General features: G+C 34.2%; 16 protein-coding genes and 1 tRNA gene. 14 read left to right on the top strand and 3 right to left on the bottom strand.

Translation table 11 applies throughout. The features are described 5' to 3' along the window. Positions 1-319: 319 nt before the first annotated feature. The 4 genes from OCV67_RS01415 to OCV67_RS01400 all read left to right on the top strand — a co-directional run bounded on the left by OCV67_RS01415 (position 320) and on the right by OCV67_RS01400 (position 3,427). Positions 320-769: an RNA polymerase sigma factor gene (locus OCV67_RS01415; protein ID WP_147642061.1), complete on the top strand. Its 450-nt coding sequence runs from the start codon at positions 320-322 to the stop codon at positions 767-769. Positions 770-1,379: 610 nt separating this feature from the next. Beyond that, positions 1,380-1,904, top strand: a complete 525-nt coding sequence (locus OCV67_RS01410) for a type II toxin-antitoxin system PemK/MazF family toxin (protein ID WP_147642060.1) — start codon at positions 1,380-1,382, stop codon at positions 1,902-1,904. An 11-nt stretch (positions 1,905-1,915) separates the two neighbouring features. Next, complete coding sequence (locus OCV67_RS01405; RefSeq protein WP_015523979.1) at positions 1,916-2,134, top strand: helix-turn-helix domain-containing protein; 219 nt, start codon at positions 1,916-1,918, stop codon at positions 2,132-2,134. 99 nt (positions 2,135-2,233) lie between these two features. After that, entirely contained in the window at positions 2,234-3,427 is a 1,194-nt protein-coding gene (locus OCV67_RS01400; protein ID WP_147642059.1) for a site-specific integrase, read from the top strand. A 146-nt stretch (positions 3,428-3,573) separates the two neighbouring features. Here the strand turns inward: OCV67_RS01400 and OCV67_RS01395 are convergent. Next, positions 3,574-3,660 (bottom strand) — tRNA-Leu (locus OCV67_RS01395). A 144-nt stretch (positions 3,661-3,804) separates the two neighbouring features. Here OCV67_RS01395 and OCV67_RS01390 point away from each other — a divergent pair. The 10 genes from OCV67_RS01390 (at position 3,805) to nrdG (ending at position 14,296) form a co-directional block, all read left to right on the top strand. After that, complete coding sequence (locus OCV67_RS01390; protein ID WP_147642058.1) at positions 3,805-5,016, top strand: cofactor-independent phosphoglycerate mutase; 1,212 nt, start codon at positions 3,805-3,807, stop codon at positions 5,014-5,016. 223 nt (positions 5,017-5,239) lie between these two features. Then, on the top strand, positions 5,240-6,028 hold the full coding sequence (thyX, locus tag OCV67_RS01385; RefSeq protein WP_147642057.1) for an FAD-dependent thymidylate synthase: 789 nt from the start codon (positions 5,240-5,242) through the stop codon (positions 6,026-6,028). Further along, the gene (locus tag OCV67_RS01380; RefSeq protein WP_147642056.1) at positions 6,015-6,683 is read left to right on the top strand and encodes a dTMP kinase; all 669 of its coding nucleotides are present in this window, start codon (positions 6,015-6,017) and stop codon (positions 6,681-6,683) included. The genes thyX and OCV67_RS01380 overlap by 14 nt, the downstream gene beginning before the upstream one ends. Then, positions 6,683-7,567 (top strand): DUF2156 domain-containing protein, encoded by an 885-nt coding sequence (locus OCV67_RS01375; RefSeq protein WP_147642055.1) that lies wholly within the window; start codon positions 6,683-6,685, stop codon positions 7,565-7,567. Before OCV67_RS01380 ends, OCV67_RS01375 begins: the two co-directional genes overlap by 1 nt. A gap of 15 nt (positions 7,568-7,582) precedes the next feature. After that, the gene (locus OCV67_RS01370) at positions 7,583-8,125 is read left to right on the top strand and encodes a DJ-1 family glyoxalase III (protein ID WP_147642054.1); all 543 of its coding nucleotides are present in this window, start codon (positions 7,583-7,585) and stop codon (positions 8,123-8,125) included. Then, positions 8,122-8,700 (top strand): 5-formyltetrahydrofolate cyclo-ligase, encoded by a 579-nt coding sequence (locus OCV67_RS01365; protein WP_147642053.1) that lies wholly within the window; start codon positions 8,122-8,124, stop codon positions 8,698-8,700. Before OCV67_RS01370 ends, OCV67_RS01365 begins: the two co-directional genes overlap by 4 nt. Further along, complete coding sequence (mltG, locus tag OCV67_RS01360; RefSeq protein WP_147642052.1) at positions 8,687-10,189, top strand: endolytic transglycosylase MltG; 1,503 nt, start codon at positions 8,687-8,689, stop codon at positions 10,187-10,189. Before OCV67_RS01365 ends, mltG begins: the two co-directional genes overlap by 14 nt. Positions 10,190-10,251: 62 nt before the next feature. Further along, the gene (locus OCV67_RS01355; RefSeq protein ID WP_147642110.1) at positions 10,252-11,409 is read left to right on the top strand and encodes a peptidase U32 family protein; all 1,158 of its coding nucleotides are present in this window, start codon (positions 10,252-10,254) and stop codon (positions 11,407-11,409) included. A gap of 169 nt (positions 11,410-11,578) precedes the next feature. After that, positions 11,579-13,756: an anaerobic ribonucleoside-triphosphate reductase gene (nrdD, locus tag OCV67_RS01350; protein ID WP_147642051.1), complete on the top strand. Its 2,178-nt coding sequence runs from the start codon at positions 11,579-11,581 to the stop codon at positions 13,754-13,756. Between the two features lie 15 nt (positions 13,757-13,771). After that, the gene (nrdG, locus tag OCV67_RS01345) at positions 13,772-14,296 is read left to right on the top strand and encodes an anaerobic ribonucleoside-triphosphate reductase activating protein (RefSeq protein ID WP_147642050.1); all 525 of its coding nucleotides are present in this window, start codon (positions 13,772-13,774) and stop codon (positions 14,294-14,296) included. A gap of 63 nt (positions 14,297-14,359) precedes the next feature. On the opposite strand, the gene OCV67_RS01340 is transcribed toward nrdG, so the two are convergent. After that, complete coding sequence (locus OCV67_RS01340) at positions 14,360-16,111, bottom strand: sensor histidine kinase (protein ID WP_147642049.1); 1,752 nt, start codon at positions 16,109-16,111, stop codon at positions 14,360-14,362. Between the two features lie 2 nt (positions 16,112-16,113). Then, positions 16,114-16,788, bottom strand: a complete 675-nt coding sequence (locus OCV67_RS01335; protein WP_147642048.1) for a response regulator transcription factor — start codon at positions 16,786-16,788, stop codon at positions 16,114-16,116. Between the last annotated feature and the right edge of the window lies 1 nt (position 16,789).

Below are 16,789 nucleotides of genomic sequence, written 5' to 3'. Positions count from 1 at the left end.
CTTATCCCCGCAAAGGGGATATAATGAAACACAGAAAAAACGAACCGCCGAAAATACCGCCTGATAAAAAACTTAAATATCAATTTTTACATACCGCAATCTCTAAGGGGATTGCGGTATTTTTTTGTTCGACACCGTTTTGCTTATTCAGTCCATACAGGCTAATATATGGCAGTCCTCTACAAAATGACGCACCCGCTGTAAAGTGGGTGCGTTTCTTTTATGTCATAATATGCCGTTTTTTGATATTCCGTAGCGGGCGCAGCCCTCCGGGTCAATCTGAATCCCCAAAAATTCAGATTGATCGGAGGTAAACAGCGTGAGTGCTGACAAAAAAAGAATATGGATAAGCGGTCAGCTTGTCGCGGTAACGGATGAAGTTTATGCCGCCTATACAAAAGGCGACCGAAAAATGCGTTACTTTGAAAATGACCTGAAAACAGAGCGTTTTCTTCTCACCAAAGACGGACGGATTGAACAAATCATACCCAGCCGTGAAGATTCGTTAGACAGGCTTATGGAGGACAATGCGCAGCAATTCTCCAACGGACAGGAAAGCGTTGAAGATGTAGTGTTTCGGCAAATTATGGTGGACAAGCTACATACTGCGCTTTCCCAGCTTACTGAAAAGGAACGGGCTTTGATTCAAGCATTGTTCTTTGAAGAAATGACAGAACGGGAATATGCCGAACAGTTGGGCGTATATCGCAATGCTGTTCATAAGAAGAAAATGCGTATTCTTGAAAAACTAAAAAAACTTTTGGAATAAAGGTGTGCAGACCCCTCGCTGAACGGCAAATACAGCGAGGGGTCTTTTCTATTGACTTCTCGGCGTTCTTTGACAACTAAATACCCATTCATCAAACACATTCCTATTGCTATTGTGATGAGCATAAGCCACATTAGCGGCTGCGCCACGATCTGCGGGAAAGAAAGCAACGAGATTTCACCTGTATGTTTTTAGGTCTTTGGCTTTCATTTTCTGCAAGGAGCGAATAACAGTCGGCTATGAGTATCGGGCGGCTCCCGATATGGCGACGACAGGCAATAGGGACAATGATACTCCTGTTCAGTCACAGTCCGAGCGTTGAAGCGTTTTTCGTGCGTGAGCCGTCGCAGGCAATGAGAGCAGCCGACAGAGAACCTGCCGGGGGGGTGAGATTCCCGTGGAGCTGACAAGCCGTCAGCCGTTTGATGACTTCCCGCAGCAATCCGGGGTGTCGAGGACAAATAGGATTGTTTCTTTATACAAGGTCAACGGCAGGACGGGTCTACTGAAACGGAGAATTGTTTATATCTTTCCGACCTTAATTCTGTTCTGCCCTTGACCTCTACATAGGCGGCTAACCGCCTAAATTTTCAAAGGAGGTCATAACATTATGAATCACACATATTTACGAGGCGATATGTATTACGCCGATTTAGGACACGGGATTGGCTCGGAACAAGAGGGCTACCGTCCCGTCGTTATCATTCAGAACAATGTCGGCAACAAGCACAGCCCTACGGTGATTATCGCTTCTATCACAAGCAAAAAGGACGCAAAGCCGAAACTACCTACCCACTACTACATCGACGCCGAAAACGGCTTGGAATTGCCCTCTATCGTTCTTTTGGAACAACTGCGAACCGTGGATAAACGCCGCTTGGGTGATTTTATCGGTCACTTGTCCGAAAAGCATATACAAGGTATCAATCACGCTCTGGCAGTCAGTATCGGTCTGATTGAGAGAGTGCCGAAAAAGTTAATCCTTTGCCTTTGCAGCGCTTGTGCCGACAATTTCTACGGTACGGGCGCTTATTCTTTACGCAGGATTGACCCCCAGCAGACCGAGAAAGACACTTGCACCTATTGTAATCAGCGAAAAGGATATGACTACGAGATTATCCCGAAGAACCGTTAAGGAGGCTGCCTATGGAATCACAGACAGCCTATAAAATGTTATTTACGGATTATCCCGATGTAGTCAATGTTGAGCAAATGTGTGAAATGCTCGGCGGTATCTGTGACAAAACCGCTTATCGGCTTTTGAAGTCCGGCAAAATCAAAAGTTTTATCGTCGGCCGCCGTTATCGAATCCCGAAGCTCAATATTCTGGAATACTTGGAATTGATAGATAAATCTACTGCGTAAAACCTCGTTTGTACATTTGGCCTATGGGGTTCTTTCTGCTACAATATAAATGTCAATGGCAGATGAATCTACGCTGTACCACTTAAAGGAGGTTTTATTATGGTAGCAGGACATCTGCGAGAAAAGAACGGGTACTATCATATGGTACTGAACTATGTGGACGAATACGGCAAACGGCACACGCCGTCGAAGTCCACGGGTCTAACAGTAAAGGGAAACAAAAAGCGTGCCGAAAAAATGCTTTCCGAAGCTCGTGCCGCAAAAGAAGCTGAATTAGAGGCAAGAGCAATCGAACGCAGCACAGGCAAAGCCCCCGCAGGCACAATTCTTTTTACGGCTTTTCTGCTCGACTGGCTGGAAATGACAAAAAAGAATGTGGAGGAAACAACTTACGGAGCGTATTCTATGGCGATAAAAAGCAAAATCATTCCGTACTTTGAAGAACACCACCCCGGACTGGCTCTGTGCAAGGTCACACCAAAGCATATACAAGACTACTACACCTACGAATTAACGGTGCGGGGCGTTTCCGCAAACACGGTCATACACCGCCACGCCAATATCCGCAAAGCCTTACAGCACGCTTTCAAACTTGGTTTGATTGATACGAACCCAGCGGATCGTATTGAACGGCCGAAAAAAGAAAAATTTGTCGGCAGCGTTTACGAGGAAGATGAGCTAAACCATCTTTTTGAAATCGTCAAAGGCGACCCCATAGAACTTGGCGTTATCCTCGGTGCATTTTACGGACTGCGCCGAAGTGAAGCGGTCGGCTTAAAGTGGGACGCGATTGATTTCAAGAGGAAAACAATCACCATTCGTCACACGGTTACACAGGCGACCATAGACGGCAAGAGCAAGATTATTCAAAAGGATCGGACAAAGACAAAGGCCAGCTACCGCAGCCTACCGCTTGTACCGCCGTTCGAGGAATTATTGCACCGTCTGAAAGCGGAGCAGGAACTAAACCGCAAGCTGTGCGGGAAATCTTATTGCAGGAAATACACCGATTATATCTATGTAAACGAAATCGGTGAGCTTGTAAAGCCCGGCTATATCACACAGCATTTTCCGCTGATTCTGCAAAAGAACGGTATGCGGAAGATTCGTTTCCACGATTTGCGGCATAGCTGCGCAAGCCTTTTATATGCAAACGGTGTCAGCCTGAAAGAAATTCAGGAGTGGTTAGGTCACAGCGATATTTCGACGACCTCAAACATCTATACCCACCTGAATTTCACTTCAAAGGTTGCGTCTGCCAACGCAATTTTAGGCGTATATCCCTCCGCTTAATGCTCTATGTCCCTCCAATGTCCCTCCTAAAATGAGCCCTAAAACGGCAAATTTGCTGATGTGCGAGGGACGCTACATAAGAGTGCAGGGCATAAAGAAAAGCCCGCAAACCCCGATATATCAAGGGTTTACGAGCTGTTAAGGTCTGGTGCCGGTGGTGGGACTCGAACCCACACACCCTTGCGGATAACAGATTTTGAGTCTGTCTCGTCTGCCAATTCCGACACACCGGCAAATCAACAAATTTATTATATCATATAAAAATAGAAATGTCAACAATTAAAAAATTAAATTAAATGGATTTATAGAATTATATTGAAAAAAAAACTAGAATATGCTACAATATAATAAATAAAAATAAGGTAAGGTTGATTGTTATGAAATATTTAGTTGTTCTTTGTGATGGTATGGCAGATTATCCTGTTGAAGAACTGGGAAATAAAACGCCTCTTGAAGCTGCGAAAATTCCAAATATGAATAGACTTGCAAAAAACTCAATTGTTGGTCTCATAAAAACAGTTGATGATGGTCTTAAACCCGGTAGTGATGTGGCTAATTTGTCAGTTCTTGGATATGACCCAAATAAATGCTATACCGGACGTTCTCCTCTTGAAGCCGGAAGTATCGGTATTGATATGCTGGATACGGATGTTTCTTTAAGGTGTAATTTAGTTACATTATCAGATGAAGAAAAGTATGAAGATAAAACAATATTAGATTACTGTGCAGATGATATTTCTACTGATGAAGCTAAAATTTTAATAAAATTTTTGGCTGATAAACTTAACAATGATGAATTTAGATTTTACAGCGGAGTAAGCTATCGCCATTGTTTAATTTGGAATAATGGCACTCTAAATGTCGGAACTTTAACTCCGCCTCATGATATTACCGGAAAGCCTATTAAAAATTATATACCTTTACATCCAAATGCTCATAAACTTTATGATTTAATGAAAAAATCATATGAATTGCTCAAAAACCATCCGGTAAATCTTTCCCGAATTGAAAAGGGACTGCGTCCGGCAAATAGTATTTGGCTGTGGGGAGAAGGTGTGAAAGCAAATCTTGTTAATTTTAAAGAAAAATTTAATGTTAAAGCATCAATGATTTCTGCTGTTGATTTATTAAAAGGAATAGGTAAATTTTCCGGAATGAATGTTGTTGACGTTGATGGGGCTACAGGATATATTGATACCAATTTTGATGGAAAAGCAAAGGCTGCAATTAATGAATTTGAAAATGGACAGGACTTCGTATATATTCATGTAGAAGCCCCTGATGAATGCGGTCACAGACATGAAATAGAAAATAAATCTAAATCTATCGGACTTATAGATAAGTATATATTAGGGCCAGTTACTGATTATCTTTCAAAAACAGGGGAGAGGTTTAAAGTTCTTGTAACGCCTGATCATGCTACACCGCTATCACTTAAAACACATACAAATGATCCTGTACCGTTTTTTATTTATGACAGTGAAAAGGTATGTGACGGTGTGGAACATTTTAATGAGAGAACTGCAAAATCTACCGGATATTTTATTGACAAAGGCTATACGCTTATGGAAGAATTTATAGATAAATAAATATTATTGATCCCCGAAAGAAACTATAATTTTACAATTAATGTGACTTTCGGGTTTTATTAATAAGTTTTAATTCGGTCTTTTAGTGCAAAATCTATGAGAATCAGTTTGAGATACGGTTTTATGTCTGAAACATTTTATCATTTGAATACATATATTTTTATTTCTTGACGAAAATCCGTAAAAATGATATAATAAATCTACGTTATTATCGGAGGTACTTATTTTGAAAGTAACTTTAATTCAGCATACGCCTGAACCTGAAAAACTTATTGCTGCCGCAGCAAAACTATGCTACTCAGACAGTAGCTGTGAAAATATTATGGATGGATTAGATGAAGAAAAAACCATAAATTTTGTTAAAATGCTTTCTGATTTGGGTCATCAAAGTCCTATTGAGCATATTTCATTTACATTTGGTATTGAGGGAGTTTCACGTTCTTTGTTGGCTCAAATTACAAGACACCGGATAGCTTCTTTTTCTGTACAAAGTCAAAGATACGTTAAAAAAGATAATTTTATTTATATTACGCCTCCTGCTATTAGTGAGAATAGAGAAATAAATAATATTTATGAAAAATCAATTTTAGATTCATTTGAGCAGTATAATAAAATTGCTGATATGCTTTCTGAAAAGTATTATAATGAATTTATCAATAGCGGCGTTAGTGAAAAACAAGCCCGTTCCAAAGCTGAAAAAAAAGCAATTGAAGATGCGCGTTTTGTTTTGCCGAACGCATGTGAAACTAAAATGGTTGTAACAATGAATGCCAGAAGCTTGCTGAATTTTTTCCGACTCAGATGCTGTAATCGGGCACAATGGGAAATCAGAGCAGTTGCCATTGAGATGCTAAAACTATGTTATAAGACTGCTCCGTCAATTTTTTCTGCTGCCGGTCCGGCATGCTGCAATGGTTCATGCTCTGAGGGGAAAATGTCATGCGGTAAAATGAGTGAAGTGAAAAAAACATTTAGTAAAATTAAAGAAAGCTTAAAAGATGAAGAAAAGTAAATTAATTGTTATTGACGGTTTGGATGGAAGCGGAAAAACTACTCAGCTTAAAATCGCTCAGGATTATTTAGAAAAACAGGGATACAATGTAAAAACTATAAGTTTTCCCGACTATAATAGTGAGTCTTCAGCATTAGTTAAAATGTATCTAAATGGAGAATTTTCTTCTGATCCCAATGATGTGAACGCCTATGCCGCTTCTAGTTTTTATGCTGTTGACAGATATGCAAGCTATATTAAGTATTGGAAAGATGATTATAATAATGGCTGTGTAATACTTGCTGCAAGGTATGTGAGTTCCAACGCTTTGCATCAAATGTCAAAGCTTGAACAAACTGAATGGAATGATTATTTAAATTGGCTTTATGACTATGAATATGAGAAGTTGAGTCTTCCCAAAGCAGATAAAATTGTTTTTCTGGACATGCCTATCGAAGTATCGCAGAGACTTTTGTCATTGAGATATAACGGTGACGAATCAAAAAAAGATATTCATGAATCGCATATGAGTTATCTTTTAAATTGCAGAAAAGCAGCTTTGTATGCAGCTAAAAAATTATCATGGAACGTAATAAATTGTTCAAAAAATGGAAATCCTTTATCTGTAGAGGAAATATCTGATAAAGTATTAAAAGAAATAATTGAGGTAATTTGATGCTTGAGTTTCGTGAAATAAATATAGATGATAGAGACTGGATTAATAAATTATTAAAAAAATCTGATTTTATGGGATGTGAATACAGTTTTGCCAATAATATGGCATGGCGCAGAATGAATGATTCTACAATTTCACGTTTAAATGATTTTTATATTGTAAAATCGGAAGATAAAAATTATGTATATTTTACTTTTCCTGCCGGAAATGGCGATTACCAAGATTTATTTGATAAACTTTTAAAGTATTCTGAATATAAAAATAAAAAAATGGTAATAACAGGTGTGACAGATTACGGACTGAGTATAATAAAAAATATATTTAACAATCAGATAATAATTAAAAAATTTGATTCAAACAGTGATTATATATATCTTGCTGAAGATTTAATTTATCTTAAAGGAAAAAAATTTCATAAAAAAAGAAATCATCTGTCAAAAATAAATAATTATAATTGGGAGTTCCATCCCATGACTAAAAATGATTTTGATGATTGTATTGCGTTCAGTACAGTTAGCTATAACAATAAAAACGGTTATGATGATCGTTCAAGTGTTGTTGAGCAATTTGCTATACACACGTATTTTACTTATTTTGATGAAATGGAACTCAGCGGAGGAGTAATAACTATTGACGGACAAGTTAAAGCGTTTACTATTGGTGAACAATTAAACAGCAATACGTTATGTGTGCATATTGAAAAGGCTGATCCTGATATAAACGGGTTATATCCCGCTATAAATAATGAATTTGTTAAATATGCTGCAAAAGGATTAAAATATGTTAATAGGGAAGAGGATTTAGGAATTGAAGGATTAAGACAGGCAAAGCGTTCTTATAATCCTATCTTTATGATTGATAAATATAATATTTATATTAAATAAAAAGGGGAAAGTATAATGATTTATTTATTTCTTGCAAATGGATTTGAAGAAGCTGAGGCGTTGATACCGGTTGATATGCTCAGAAGATGTGAACTTGACATAATTACGGTTGGTGTCGGAGGAGAAGTTATAAGAGGATCTCACGGTATATCTGTTGTTTCGGATATTTCAGAAAACGATATAAATCTTGACGATAATGTTGAAATGATCATATTGCCCGGAGGCATGCCAGGCACTTTGAATCTTGAAGCGTCCGGACATGTTCAGAATGCAATAGATTTTTGTATTGAAAATGATAAATATATAGCGGCTATATGTGCAGCTCCATCAATTCTGGGACATAAAAATATTTTACAAAATAAAGAAGCAACATGCTATATGGGATTTGAAACTCAGCTGAACGGCGCATTAATTTCAAATAAAAAAGTTTGTACTGACGGTAAAATTATTACATCTAAGGGTGCCGGAACAGCATTGGAATTTTCTTTTGAAATTGTGAAAAATTTAATTTCCGAAGAAAAAAGTAATCTTTTGAAAGAAGCTATTATGTACTTATGATAGATGAAATTAAAAATCAATTACGCTTAAAATATAAAGATCTGCGCAAAGGCATGCAGGACTCTTTAAAGCAACAATATGACCAACAAATATTTAATAATTTGCTGAAATTTCAGGATTTTCAGCAAGCAGATACAGTACTTACATACATGTCTACAAAGATGGAAATTGACACGCACCAAATAATTGAATACAGTTTAAATAATAAAAAAAAGATTGCCCTGCCTAAATGTATGAATAATAATATGAATTTCTATTATTATGATAAAACAACATTATTAAGAAAATCCAAAAACGGAATTTTGGAACCTTATGGTACAGAAAACGATATTGTGGATTTATCAGAAAACATTATTTGTATTGTTCCAGGGTTAACCTTTGATTTAAATGGTTATCGCTTGGGGTATGGCGGCGGTTATTACGATAGATTTTTATGTGAAAATAATAGACTCATAACAGTAGGATTATGTTATCAGAATAATTTGACTGATAAACTTATTATTAATCAATATGATATGCCGGTCAATTATATAATTACTGAAAACTCCTTGGAGGTATGTAATGGAAAAAAATGAAAAAAATAAAATACTTGAAGATATTCTTAATCAAACTAACCAAAAACAGAGTAAATCATCAGTTTCCGGAAAAAGATATGAACAGCATATTCCAAGAAAGAATGTAAATCCGGCAGCTTTAAACCGTTCCAGCGATGTTAATTCTGTATCAGTTCAAAAAGAATACAAAAAAGACAGCACATACCATACAGGAAGCATATATCAAAATTCCAATAATGAAATAGAAAATAACCAATACAGAGAATATACTGTTAATATAAGAAGACCTGTAGGTTTAGCTGATGATACAAACAATACATCTCAAAACCAAATAAACTCTACATCTGAAACTGAAAAAAAGAAAACAAATTTTGATAATAAATCAATAAAAAATAAAAAAACTAAGAAGAAAAAAAAATCAGCACGTCTGCCATTGGTTCTCATGCTTACAACACTTATTTTTACTGTGGCTATATGCCTTTCAATTTTAATTATTGCAGTAGGCAGAGACATGCTTGCTATTGGCAAGGATGATTCACTTAAAATGATTACTATAACAGAAGGTGCTGATGCAAAATCTGTTGCACAAACTTTAGCCGATGAAAAAATAATAAAAATTCCAAAAGCATTTGAAATCATAGCCAAGATGAGCGGAGCTGATACTAACTTTATTCCTGGCGAATATGAACTGAGTCCTAGTGATGCATACGAAACAATACTCACAAAGCTTACTACAGATATGTCTGAATATAAAGAAACCGTTGATATTACATTTGTTGAAGGAATAAGTATATTTGAAGCAGCACAGAAACTTGAAGAGGAAGGAGTATGTGACGCTGAAAGATTCTTATATTATTTTAATGCCGGTGGATACGGTTTTAATTTTGAAAGCAAACTTCCGTCATCTTCTGCATCAAAATTTTATAGAATGGAAGGATATTTGTTTCCTGACACTTATAAATTTTATGTGGATTCTGATCCTGAATCAGTATGTATGAAAATATATCAAAATTTTGAGAATAAAATAACGGAAGAATATTATAATCAAATGGATAAGCTTGGAATGACTCTGGACGAAGTGATTACTTTGGCTTCAATAGTTCAAGCAGAAGCAGCTTCAAAAGATTCGATGAAAATGGTTGCATCAGTTTTTGAAAATCGTCTTGCCGATCCAGATAATTTTCCTAAACTTGAATCTGATCCTACAACTTATTATGTAGATGAAATTATAAAACCAAACATAGAAATTCCGTCAGAAGCTTTATTTGAATCTTACGATACATACCAGTGTAATGGATTGCCTTCAGGAGCTATAGGAAATCCGGGACTTGATGCAATAGAAGCTGTTTTATATCCTGCCGATACTAACTATTATTTCTTCTATGCCAATATTGATACGAAAGAAACATATTTTGCTGAGACAAATGAAGAACATGAGAAAAATAAGGAACTTGTACAGAAGCAATATGAAGAAGCAGAAAATGAGAATGAGGATGATGAGGAAAGTTGAATAAATTTGAAAATTTAGAGGTTCTTGCACCAGCAGGCGACTGGGAACGATTTCAAGCTGCTATGGATTATGGTGCAGACGCTATATATTTAGGTGCCAAGAATTTTGGAATGAGAGCGTCTCCGGATAATTTTACATTTGAACAATTAAAAAAAACTGTGGATATCGCTCATAAGAAAGGAATTAAAATTTATCTTACTTGCAATACATTACCAAGAAATAATGAAATTCCAGAATTTGAAGACTTTATAAAAAATGTTCAACAGTGTATGGTGGACGCCGTAATTGTTGCAGATTTGGGTTTAATGTCGTTAATAAAAAAATATACGCCTGATATGGAAATTCATATGTCTACCCAAACCGGTATAGTTAATTATATTACTGCAAACGAATTATATAATATGGGAGCAAAGCGCATAGTGCTTGCCCGTGAATTATCTTTAGAAGAAATTTCAGAAATCAGAGCAAAATCGCCATCGGATATGGAAATAGAAGTTTTTGTTCACGGTGCAATGTGCGTTTCTTTTTCCGGTCGATGCCTTCTTTCAAGTTATTTAGTAAACAGAGACGCTAATAGGGGAGAATGCGCTCAACCATGTCGTTGGGGATATCATCTGATGGAAGAAAAAAGAGACGGACAATATTTTCCAGTATTTGAAGACGATAAAGGGACATATATTTTAAATTCAAAAGACCTGTGCATGATTAATCACATAGATAAGCTTGCAGAAGCCGGTGTTACCAGCCTTAAGATAGAAGGACGTGCTAAATCTGCTTACTATGTTGCCGTTATTACCAATGCTTATAGAATGGCAGTAGATTGGCATAAGAAACATTTTGGTGAACCGCTTCCTGACTGGATTTCAGAAGAGGTTTTTAAAGTTAGTCATAGAAAATATTGTACTGGATTCTTTTTTGGACACCCCAAAGATTGTCAGTTTTATGAAAATGGGGGTTATATAAGAAACTATGATGTAGTAGCTGTAATTGAAAATTGTTGTGGTGGATTTATTTATGCAACACAGCGTAATAGATTCTTTCTGGGCGATACTCTTGAAATTTTTTCACCTGGTTGTAAACCAGTAATTGTTAAACCGGAAAAAATATTTAATGAAAAACATGAAGAAATTACTTCTGTAAATCATGCTATGATGAAATTTTATTTTCAGTGTAATCATAAATTTCCGAAAAATTCAATTATAAGAAAAAAAGTCAATTAAAATTTATGGAGTACGATAAAATTTTGTACTCCAATTTATATGAGCTTTATAAAACTTGGTAATTTTTTCACTTGACTTTTTCCAATTCTATGATATAATACTATATATAGTGTTTGGACGGGAAGTTAAACACTATATATTGTGTTTGGTGTTTTTTAGGAGGGTATACATGAAAATAATTAAAAGAAGCGGTACTGAAGTTGGCTTTAACATAGAAAAAATTATAGCCGCTGTAAGAAAAGCTAATAAAGAGGTTGCAGAAAGTGAAAGACTTACAGAACAAAAAATTGATGAAATTTCCAGAAATGTTGAACAAATATGTCTGAATATGAATAGAACGTTAAATGTAGAAGAAATACAGGATCTGGTAGAAAATCAGATTATGAATTGCAAATCCTTTGAGGTTGCAAGAAAATATATAACATACAGATATAAACGTTATTTGGTCAGAAAATCAAATTCTACAGATAAACAGATATTAAGCCTTATTGAATGTAATAATGAGGAAGTAAAACAGGAAAATTCTAATAAAAATCCGGTTATTAACAGCGTTCAGCGAGACTATATGGCAGGAGAAGTCAGCAAGGATATAACTAAACGTTTTCTTTTACCCGAAGAGATAGTAAAGGCACATGAAGAAGGTATAATACATTTTCATGATTCTGATTATTTCGCTCAGCACATGCATAACTGCTGCTTAGTAAATTTAGAAGATATGCTTCAAAATGGAACAGTTATAAGTGAAGTTATGATTGAAAAACCCAAAAGCTTTTCTACTGCATGCAATGTAGCAACACAATGTATAGCACAAATTGCAAGTTCACAATACGGCGGGCAGAGTATTACGTTATCCCATCTTGCTCCTTTTGTTAATATAAGCCGTCAAAAACTTCGTAAAATTGTTTTTGAAGAATTTAAGGCTGCTGGATTGTCTCTTGATGAAGACAAAATTAATGAAGTAGCTGAAATGCGTGTTAAGGAAGAAATTAAACGCGGCGTTCAGATGATTCAATATCAGGTTATTACTCTAATGACAACCAATGGTCAGGCTCCCTTTGTTACTATATTTATGTACCTTGATGAAGTTGAAGAAGGAAGCTTAAGAGACGATTTAGCACTTGTTATTGAAGAAATGTTAAAACAGCGAATTCTTGGCGTAAAAAATGAAATGGGAGTTTATGTTACACCTGCATTTCCAAAGCTTATTTATGTGCTTGAAGAAGACAATATAAAAGAAGGTTCTAAGTATTGGGAAATAACAAAGCTTGCAGCTGAATGTACTGCTAAAAGAATGGTTCCTGATTATATTTCTGAAAAGAAAATGCTTGAATATAAAGTCGACAAAAACGGAAACGGGCACTGCTATCCATGTATGGGATGCCGCAGCTTTCTTACCCCTTATATAGATGAAAATGGTAATCCGAAATATTACGGCAGATTTAATCAGGGTGTTGTTACAATTAATTTGGTGGATGTGGCTTGTTCTTCAAATAAAGACGAAAAAAAATTCTGGGAAATTTTTGATGAACGCTTAGAATTATGCAGACGAGCATTAATGTGCCGTCATGAAAGATTATTAGATACTCCGTCTGATGTTGCCCCGATACTATGGCAGTATGGTGCATTAGCAAGATTACACAAAGGTGAAACCATTAATAAATTACTGTTTAACGGTTACTCGACAATTTCTCTGGGATATGCAGGGTTGTGTGAATGTACTAAATACATGACAGGAAAATCACATACTGATGAAGAGGGTACAAAATTTGCTTTACAGGTAATGCAGCACTTAAACGATGTGTGCAGTAAATGGAAACAGGAAACTAATATTGATTTTAGTCTATATGGAACACCATTAGAATCTACTACTTACAAGTTTGCAAAATGTCTGCAAAAACGTTTTGGATTTATTAAAGGAGTTACTGACAGAAACTATATTACAAATAGCTATCATGTTCATGTTACTGAAGAAATTGATGCTTTCAGTAAATTGACATTTGAATCAAAGTTTCAGAAATTATCGCCTGGCGGTGCTGTAAGCTATGTTGAAGTACCCAATATGCAGAACAACATTGAAGCTGTTCTTACATTAATGAAACATATTTATGAGAACATTATGTATGCTGAATTAAATACTAAAAGCGATTATTGCTGTGAATGCGGCTATGAAGGTGAAATTCAGATCGTAAACGATAAAGATGGAAAATTAATTTGGCAATGCCCTAATTGCAGCAATACAGATCAAGATAAAATGAATGTTGCAAGAAGGACATGCGGTTATATAGGAACACAATTTTGGAATCAGGGAAGAACACAGGAAATTAAAGAAAGAGTTCTGCATCTTTAAAAGGGAAGTGGTCAGGTGAATTACGGTTCTATAAAAAAACATGATATTGCAAATGGTTTAGGAGTAAGAGTTTCACTATTTGTTTCAGGATGTACACATCATTGTCCAGGATGTTTTAATCAAGAAACATGGGATTTTAATTATGGAATTAAGTATACGTCTGAAACTCAAAAAGAAATTATTGAAGCCCTGAATCATGAATATATATCTGGATTAACTCTCATAGGAGGAGAACCTTTTGAACCATCAAACCAAGAAGTATTAGTAGGTTTAGTAAAAGAATCAAAAAATATATTTCCTAATAAAAATATATGGTGTTATACAGGCTATAATTTTGAAAATGATTTATTACAAAATAGCAGGGTACGATGTCAATTTACAGATGAACTTTTAAGTTATATTGATATATTAGTAGACGGTAAATTTGAAATAAATAAAAAAAATATAAATTTAAAATTTCGTGGTTCTGAAAATCAAAGAATTATTTTAGTTCAAGAATCATTAAAAGCTAAAACAACAATCTTATCTGATTTAAACTGAAAATTTATGGCAATTAAAAAGACCTGAGAAGAAAATAACTTTTCTCAGGTCTTTTTACACTTTTTAAAATGTGATAATAAAGCTTGTAATATTATCTTTATTCATAACATTAATTGAACCTTTATGAATTTCAACGATTGACTTAGCGATATTTAAACCTAATCCTGAACCACCGGTTTTTCTGTTCCTTGAACTGTCAATTCTGAAAAATCTATTAAATATTTTATTGAGTTGTTCTTTATTGATTGTTTCACTTGAATTTGATACGGTAATATAAACATTGGACTGCTTGTTTTTTTTCAGTGAAATTTTAATAATACCATTATTTAATGAATACTTTAAAGCATTATCCATTAATATATTTAACAACTGTTTAATTTTATCTTCATCACCCATAATTGTAATATTATTATCTATATCAGTTATTAACTTTTTATTATTTTCATAAATTAAAGGCTCGTATTGAAGACAAATACTAGAAATTATATTGCTTAAATTTATTTTTTTAAATAAAATTTTAGTTTCATTAGCATCATATTTGGCAATGTAAAGTAAACTATTTACAAGTTTAGTCATTCTGATCGTTTCATTTTTTATATAATTTAACCACTTTGATTGACTTTCGACTGTATCGCTTGAATTAGATAAAATAACATCTGTGTTTGTTGAAATAACTGTCAGCGGTGTTTTTAACTCATGAGAAGCATCGGCGATAAACTGTTTTTGCTGATCCCAAGCCTTCGCAACCGGTTTTATTGTCCAATTAGCTAATAATACACTAATAAAAAATATAAAAATTAATCCTATTCCAGTAATAATTATAAAAATAAATAAGAGCCTGTTTATTGTAGATATTTCTAATGTTCTGTCTAAAAAAACTATAGAATAATTATCTTTTGGAGGATTGTATTTTAACAGATATCGATATTTGTTTTTATCTATACTTATTTTCCCACGATCTTTCTTTGAATTAAAAATTTGTACAGCTGCTTTTTTTACAGCTTCATCATTCTCAGAATCACAATACTGGTAAATTATGGAATCTACATGATTAATATCATTAAATTCTATATATATATAAGTTCTTTTTACTTTCCCTTTAAACGGATCCGGAAAATTTTCATCATGTTGTTTTTCATCGGGAATTTTTTTAGAAACGATATTTGTTACAACCGTTGTCTTAGATAAAGATGAAACTTTTGTTATTTTATTTTGTGATGATTCAGTACTATTCTTTATGTCATTTTGATTTTTTTTCTCTGTTTCATTATTAACATTGTTTTCATTAACTGGATTTGTGATTGCAGGTTCTGTTACAGAATTATATTTTTTTGTTTCTTCTTTATCTTTAACTACAGTTGTTTCAGTATTATTTTGATTATTTTGAAATTCAGTAATAATATTGTAAGGTTCAGAAGTAAGCGGGGGACTAGTATATACAAATGGTTTATCATCATCTTTTGGATGTTCATCTGGAAATGGCCACATATTGTCATCAGGATAATTATTTGGATCCGAATCAGGCGGACGCCAAGGAGGTTCTTGGTTTTTTTCATCCTTATTGAAATAATCATCAAATTCATTATTAAGTAATCTAAATTCATTAGTACCATAATCAATAATATTTGAGCTAACATTATCAAAGTTATTTATAACTTTATTTTTTTGATTGCTTATGGATTCCATCAATTCATATGATAACTTTACTTCAGAACTGTACATTAGAATGAAAATTGATACGAGTATACTAATTAAAACACATGTTAATATACTCATATTAACAATAATAAATCTGAGCTTAAGACGTTTTATCATTTTTAATCCTCCAAACGATAACCAACGCCCCTAATAGTTTTTATAAATGAATTAGAATGAATATGGTTTAGTTTTTTTCTTAAAAAAGAAATATAAACTTCAACATTATTATATTCAGCATCGCTTTCATATCCCCAAATTTTTTCAATAAGCAGTTCTTTACTTATAACTTTATTTGGATTATTTATGAAAACTTCCATAATACAAAATTCTTTAAGACCAAGGTGAAGAGAATCTGAATTACAAGATAACGTATACGTTTGAAGATCAAGTGAAATATCAGAAAATTTAATAATATTTTCATTTGTAATATTATTATTCATTCTTCTTTGTATACTTCTTATTCGAGCCAGTAATTCATCAATAGCAAAAGGTTTAGTTATGTAATCGTCAGCACCGTAATCCAATCCGGTAACTTTATCTGAAATTTCATCTTTTGCTGTCAATAATATAACAGGACACTTAATATGTTGATTTCGTATTTGTTTTAAAACATCCAATCCATTTATTTTAGGAAGCATTATATCTAAAATTATCAAATCATAAATACCTGTTAACGCATTGTCCAGACCACTTTCGCCATCATAGCATGCATCAGCAAGATATTTATTTTTTATCAACATATGAATAAGAGCATCAGCAATAGCTTCTTCATCTTCAATAACAAGGATCTTCATA

Origin of the sequence: Porcipelethomonas ammoniilytica (assembly GCF_025567485.1) — a bacterium.
Lineage (GTDB): Bacteria > Bacillota > Clostridia > Oscillospirales > Ruminococcaceae > Porcipelethomonas > Porcipelethomonas ammoniilytica.
This window is presented reverse-complemented; position numbering and strand designations above follow the sequence as displayed.

Coding starts and splice junctions, on each gene's coding strand:
- nrdD (WP_147642051.1), top strand. CDS start 11,579: ATGAAAATAATTAAAAGAAGCGGTACTGAAGTTGGCTTTAACATAGAA.
- OCV67_RS01375 (WP_147642055.1), top strand. CDS start 6,683: ATGCTTGAGTTTCGTGAAATAAATATAGATGATAGAGACTGGATTAAT.
- OCV67_RS01380 (WP_147642056.1), top strand. CDS start 6,015: ATGAAGAAAAGTAAATTAATTGTTATTGACGGTTTGGATGGAAGCGGA.
- OCV67_RS01390 (WP_147642058.1), top strand. CDS start 3,805: ATGAAATATTTAGTTGTTCTTTGTGATGGTATGGCAGATTATCCTGTT.
- OCV67_RS01405 (WP_015523979.1), top strand. CDS start 1,916: ATGGAATCACAGACAGCCTATAAAATGTTATTTACGGATTATCCCGAT.
- OCV67_RS01335 (WP_147642048.1), bottom strand. CDS start 16,788: ATGAAGATCCTTGTTATTGAAGATGAAGAAGCTATTGCTGATGCTCTT.
- OCV67_RS01340 (WP_147642049.1), bottom strand. CDS start 16,111: ATGATAAAACGTCTTAAGCTCAGATTTATTATTGTTAATATGAGTATA.
- OCV67_RS01370 (WP_147642054.1), top strand. CDS start 7,583: ATGATTTATTTATTTCTTGCAAATGGATTTGAAGAAGCTGAGGCGTTG.
- OCV67_RS01400 (WP_147642059.1), top strand. CDS start 2,234: ATGGTAGCAGGACATCTGCGAGAAAAGAACGGGTACTATCATATGGTA.
- OCV67_RS01365 (WP_147642053.1), top strand. CDS start 8,122: ATGATAGATGAAATTAAAAATCAATTACGCTTAAAATATAAAGATCTG.
- OCV67_RS01410 (WP_147642060.1), top strand. CDS start 1,380: ATGAATCACACATATTTACGAGGCGATATGTATTACGCCGATTTAGGA.
- OCV67_RS01355 (WP_147642110.1), top strand. CDS start 10,252: ATGGATTATGGTGCAGACGCTATATATTTAGGTGCCAAGAATTTTGGA.
- mltG (WP_147642052.1), top strand. CDS start 8,687: ATGGAAAAAAATGAAAAAAATAAAATACTTGAAGATATTCTTAATCAA.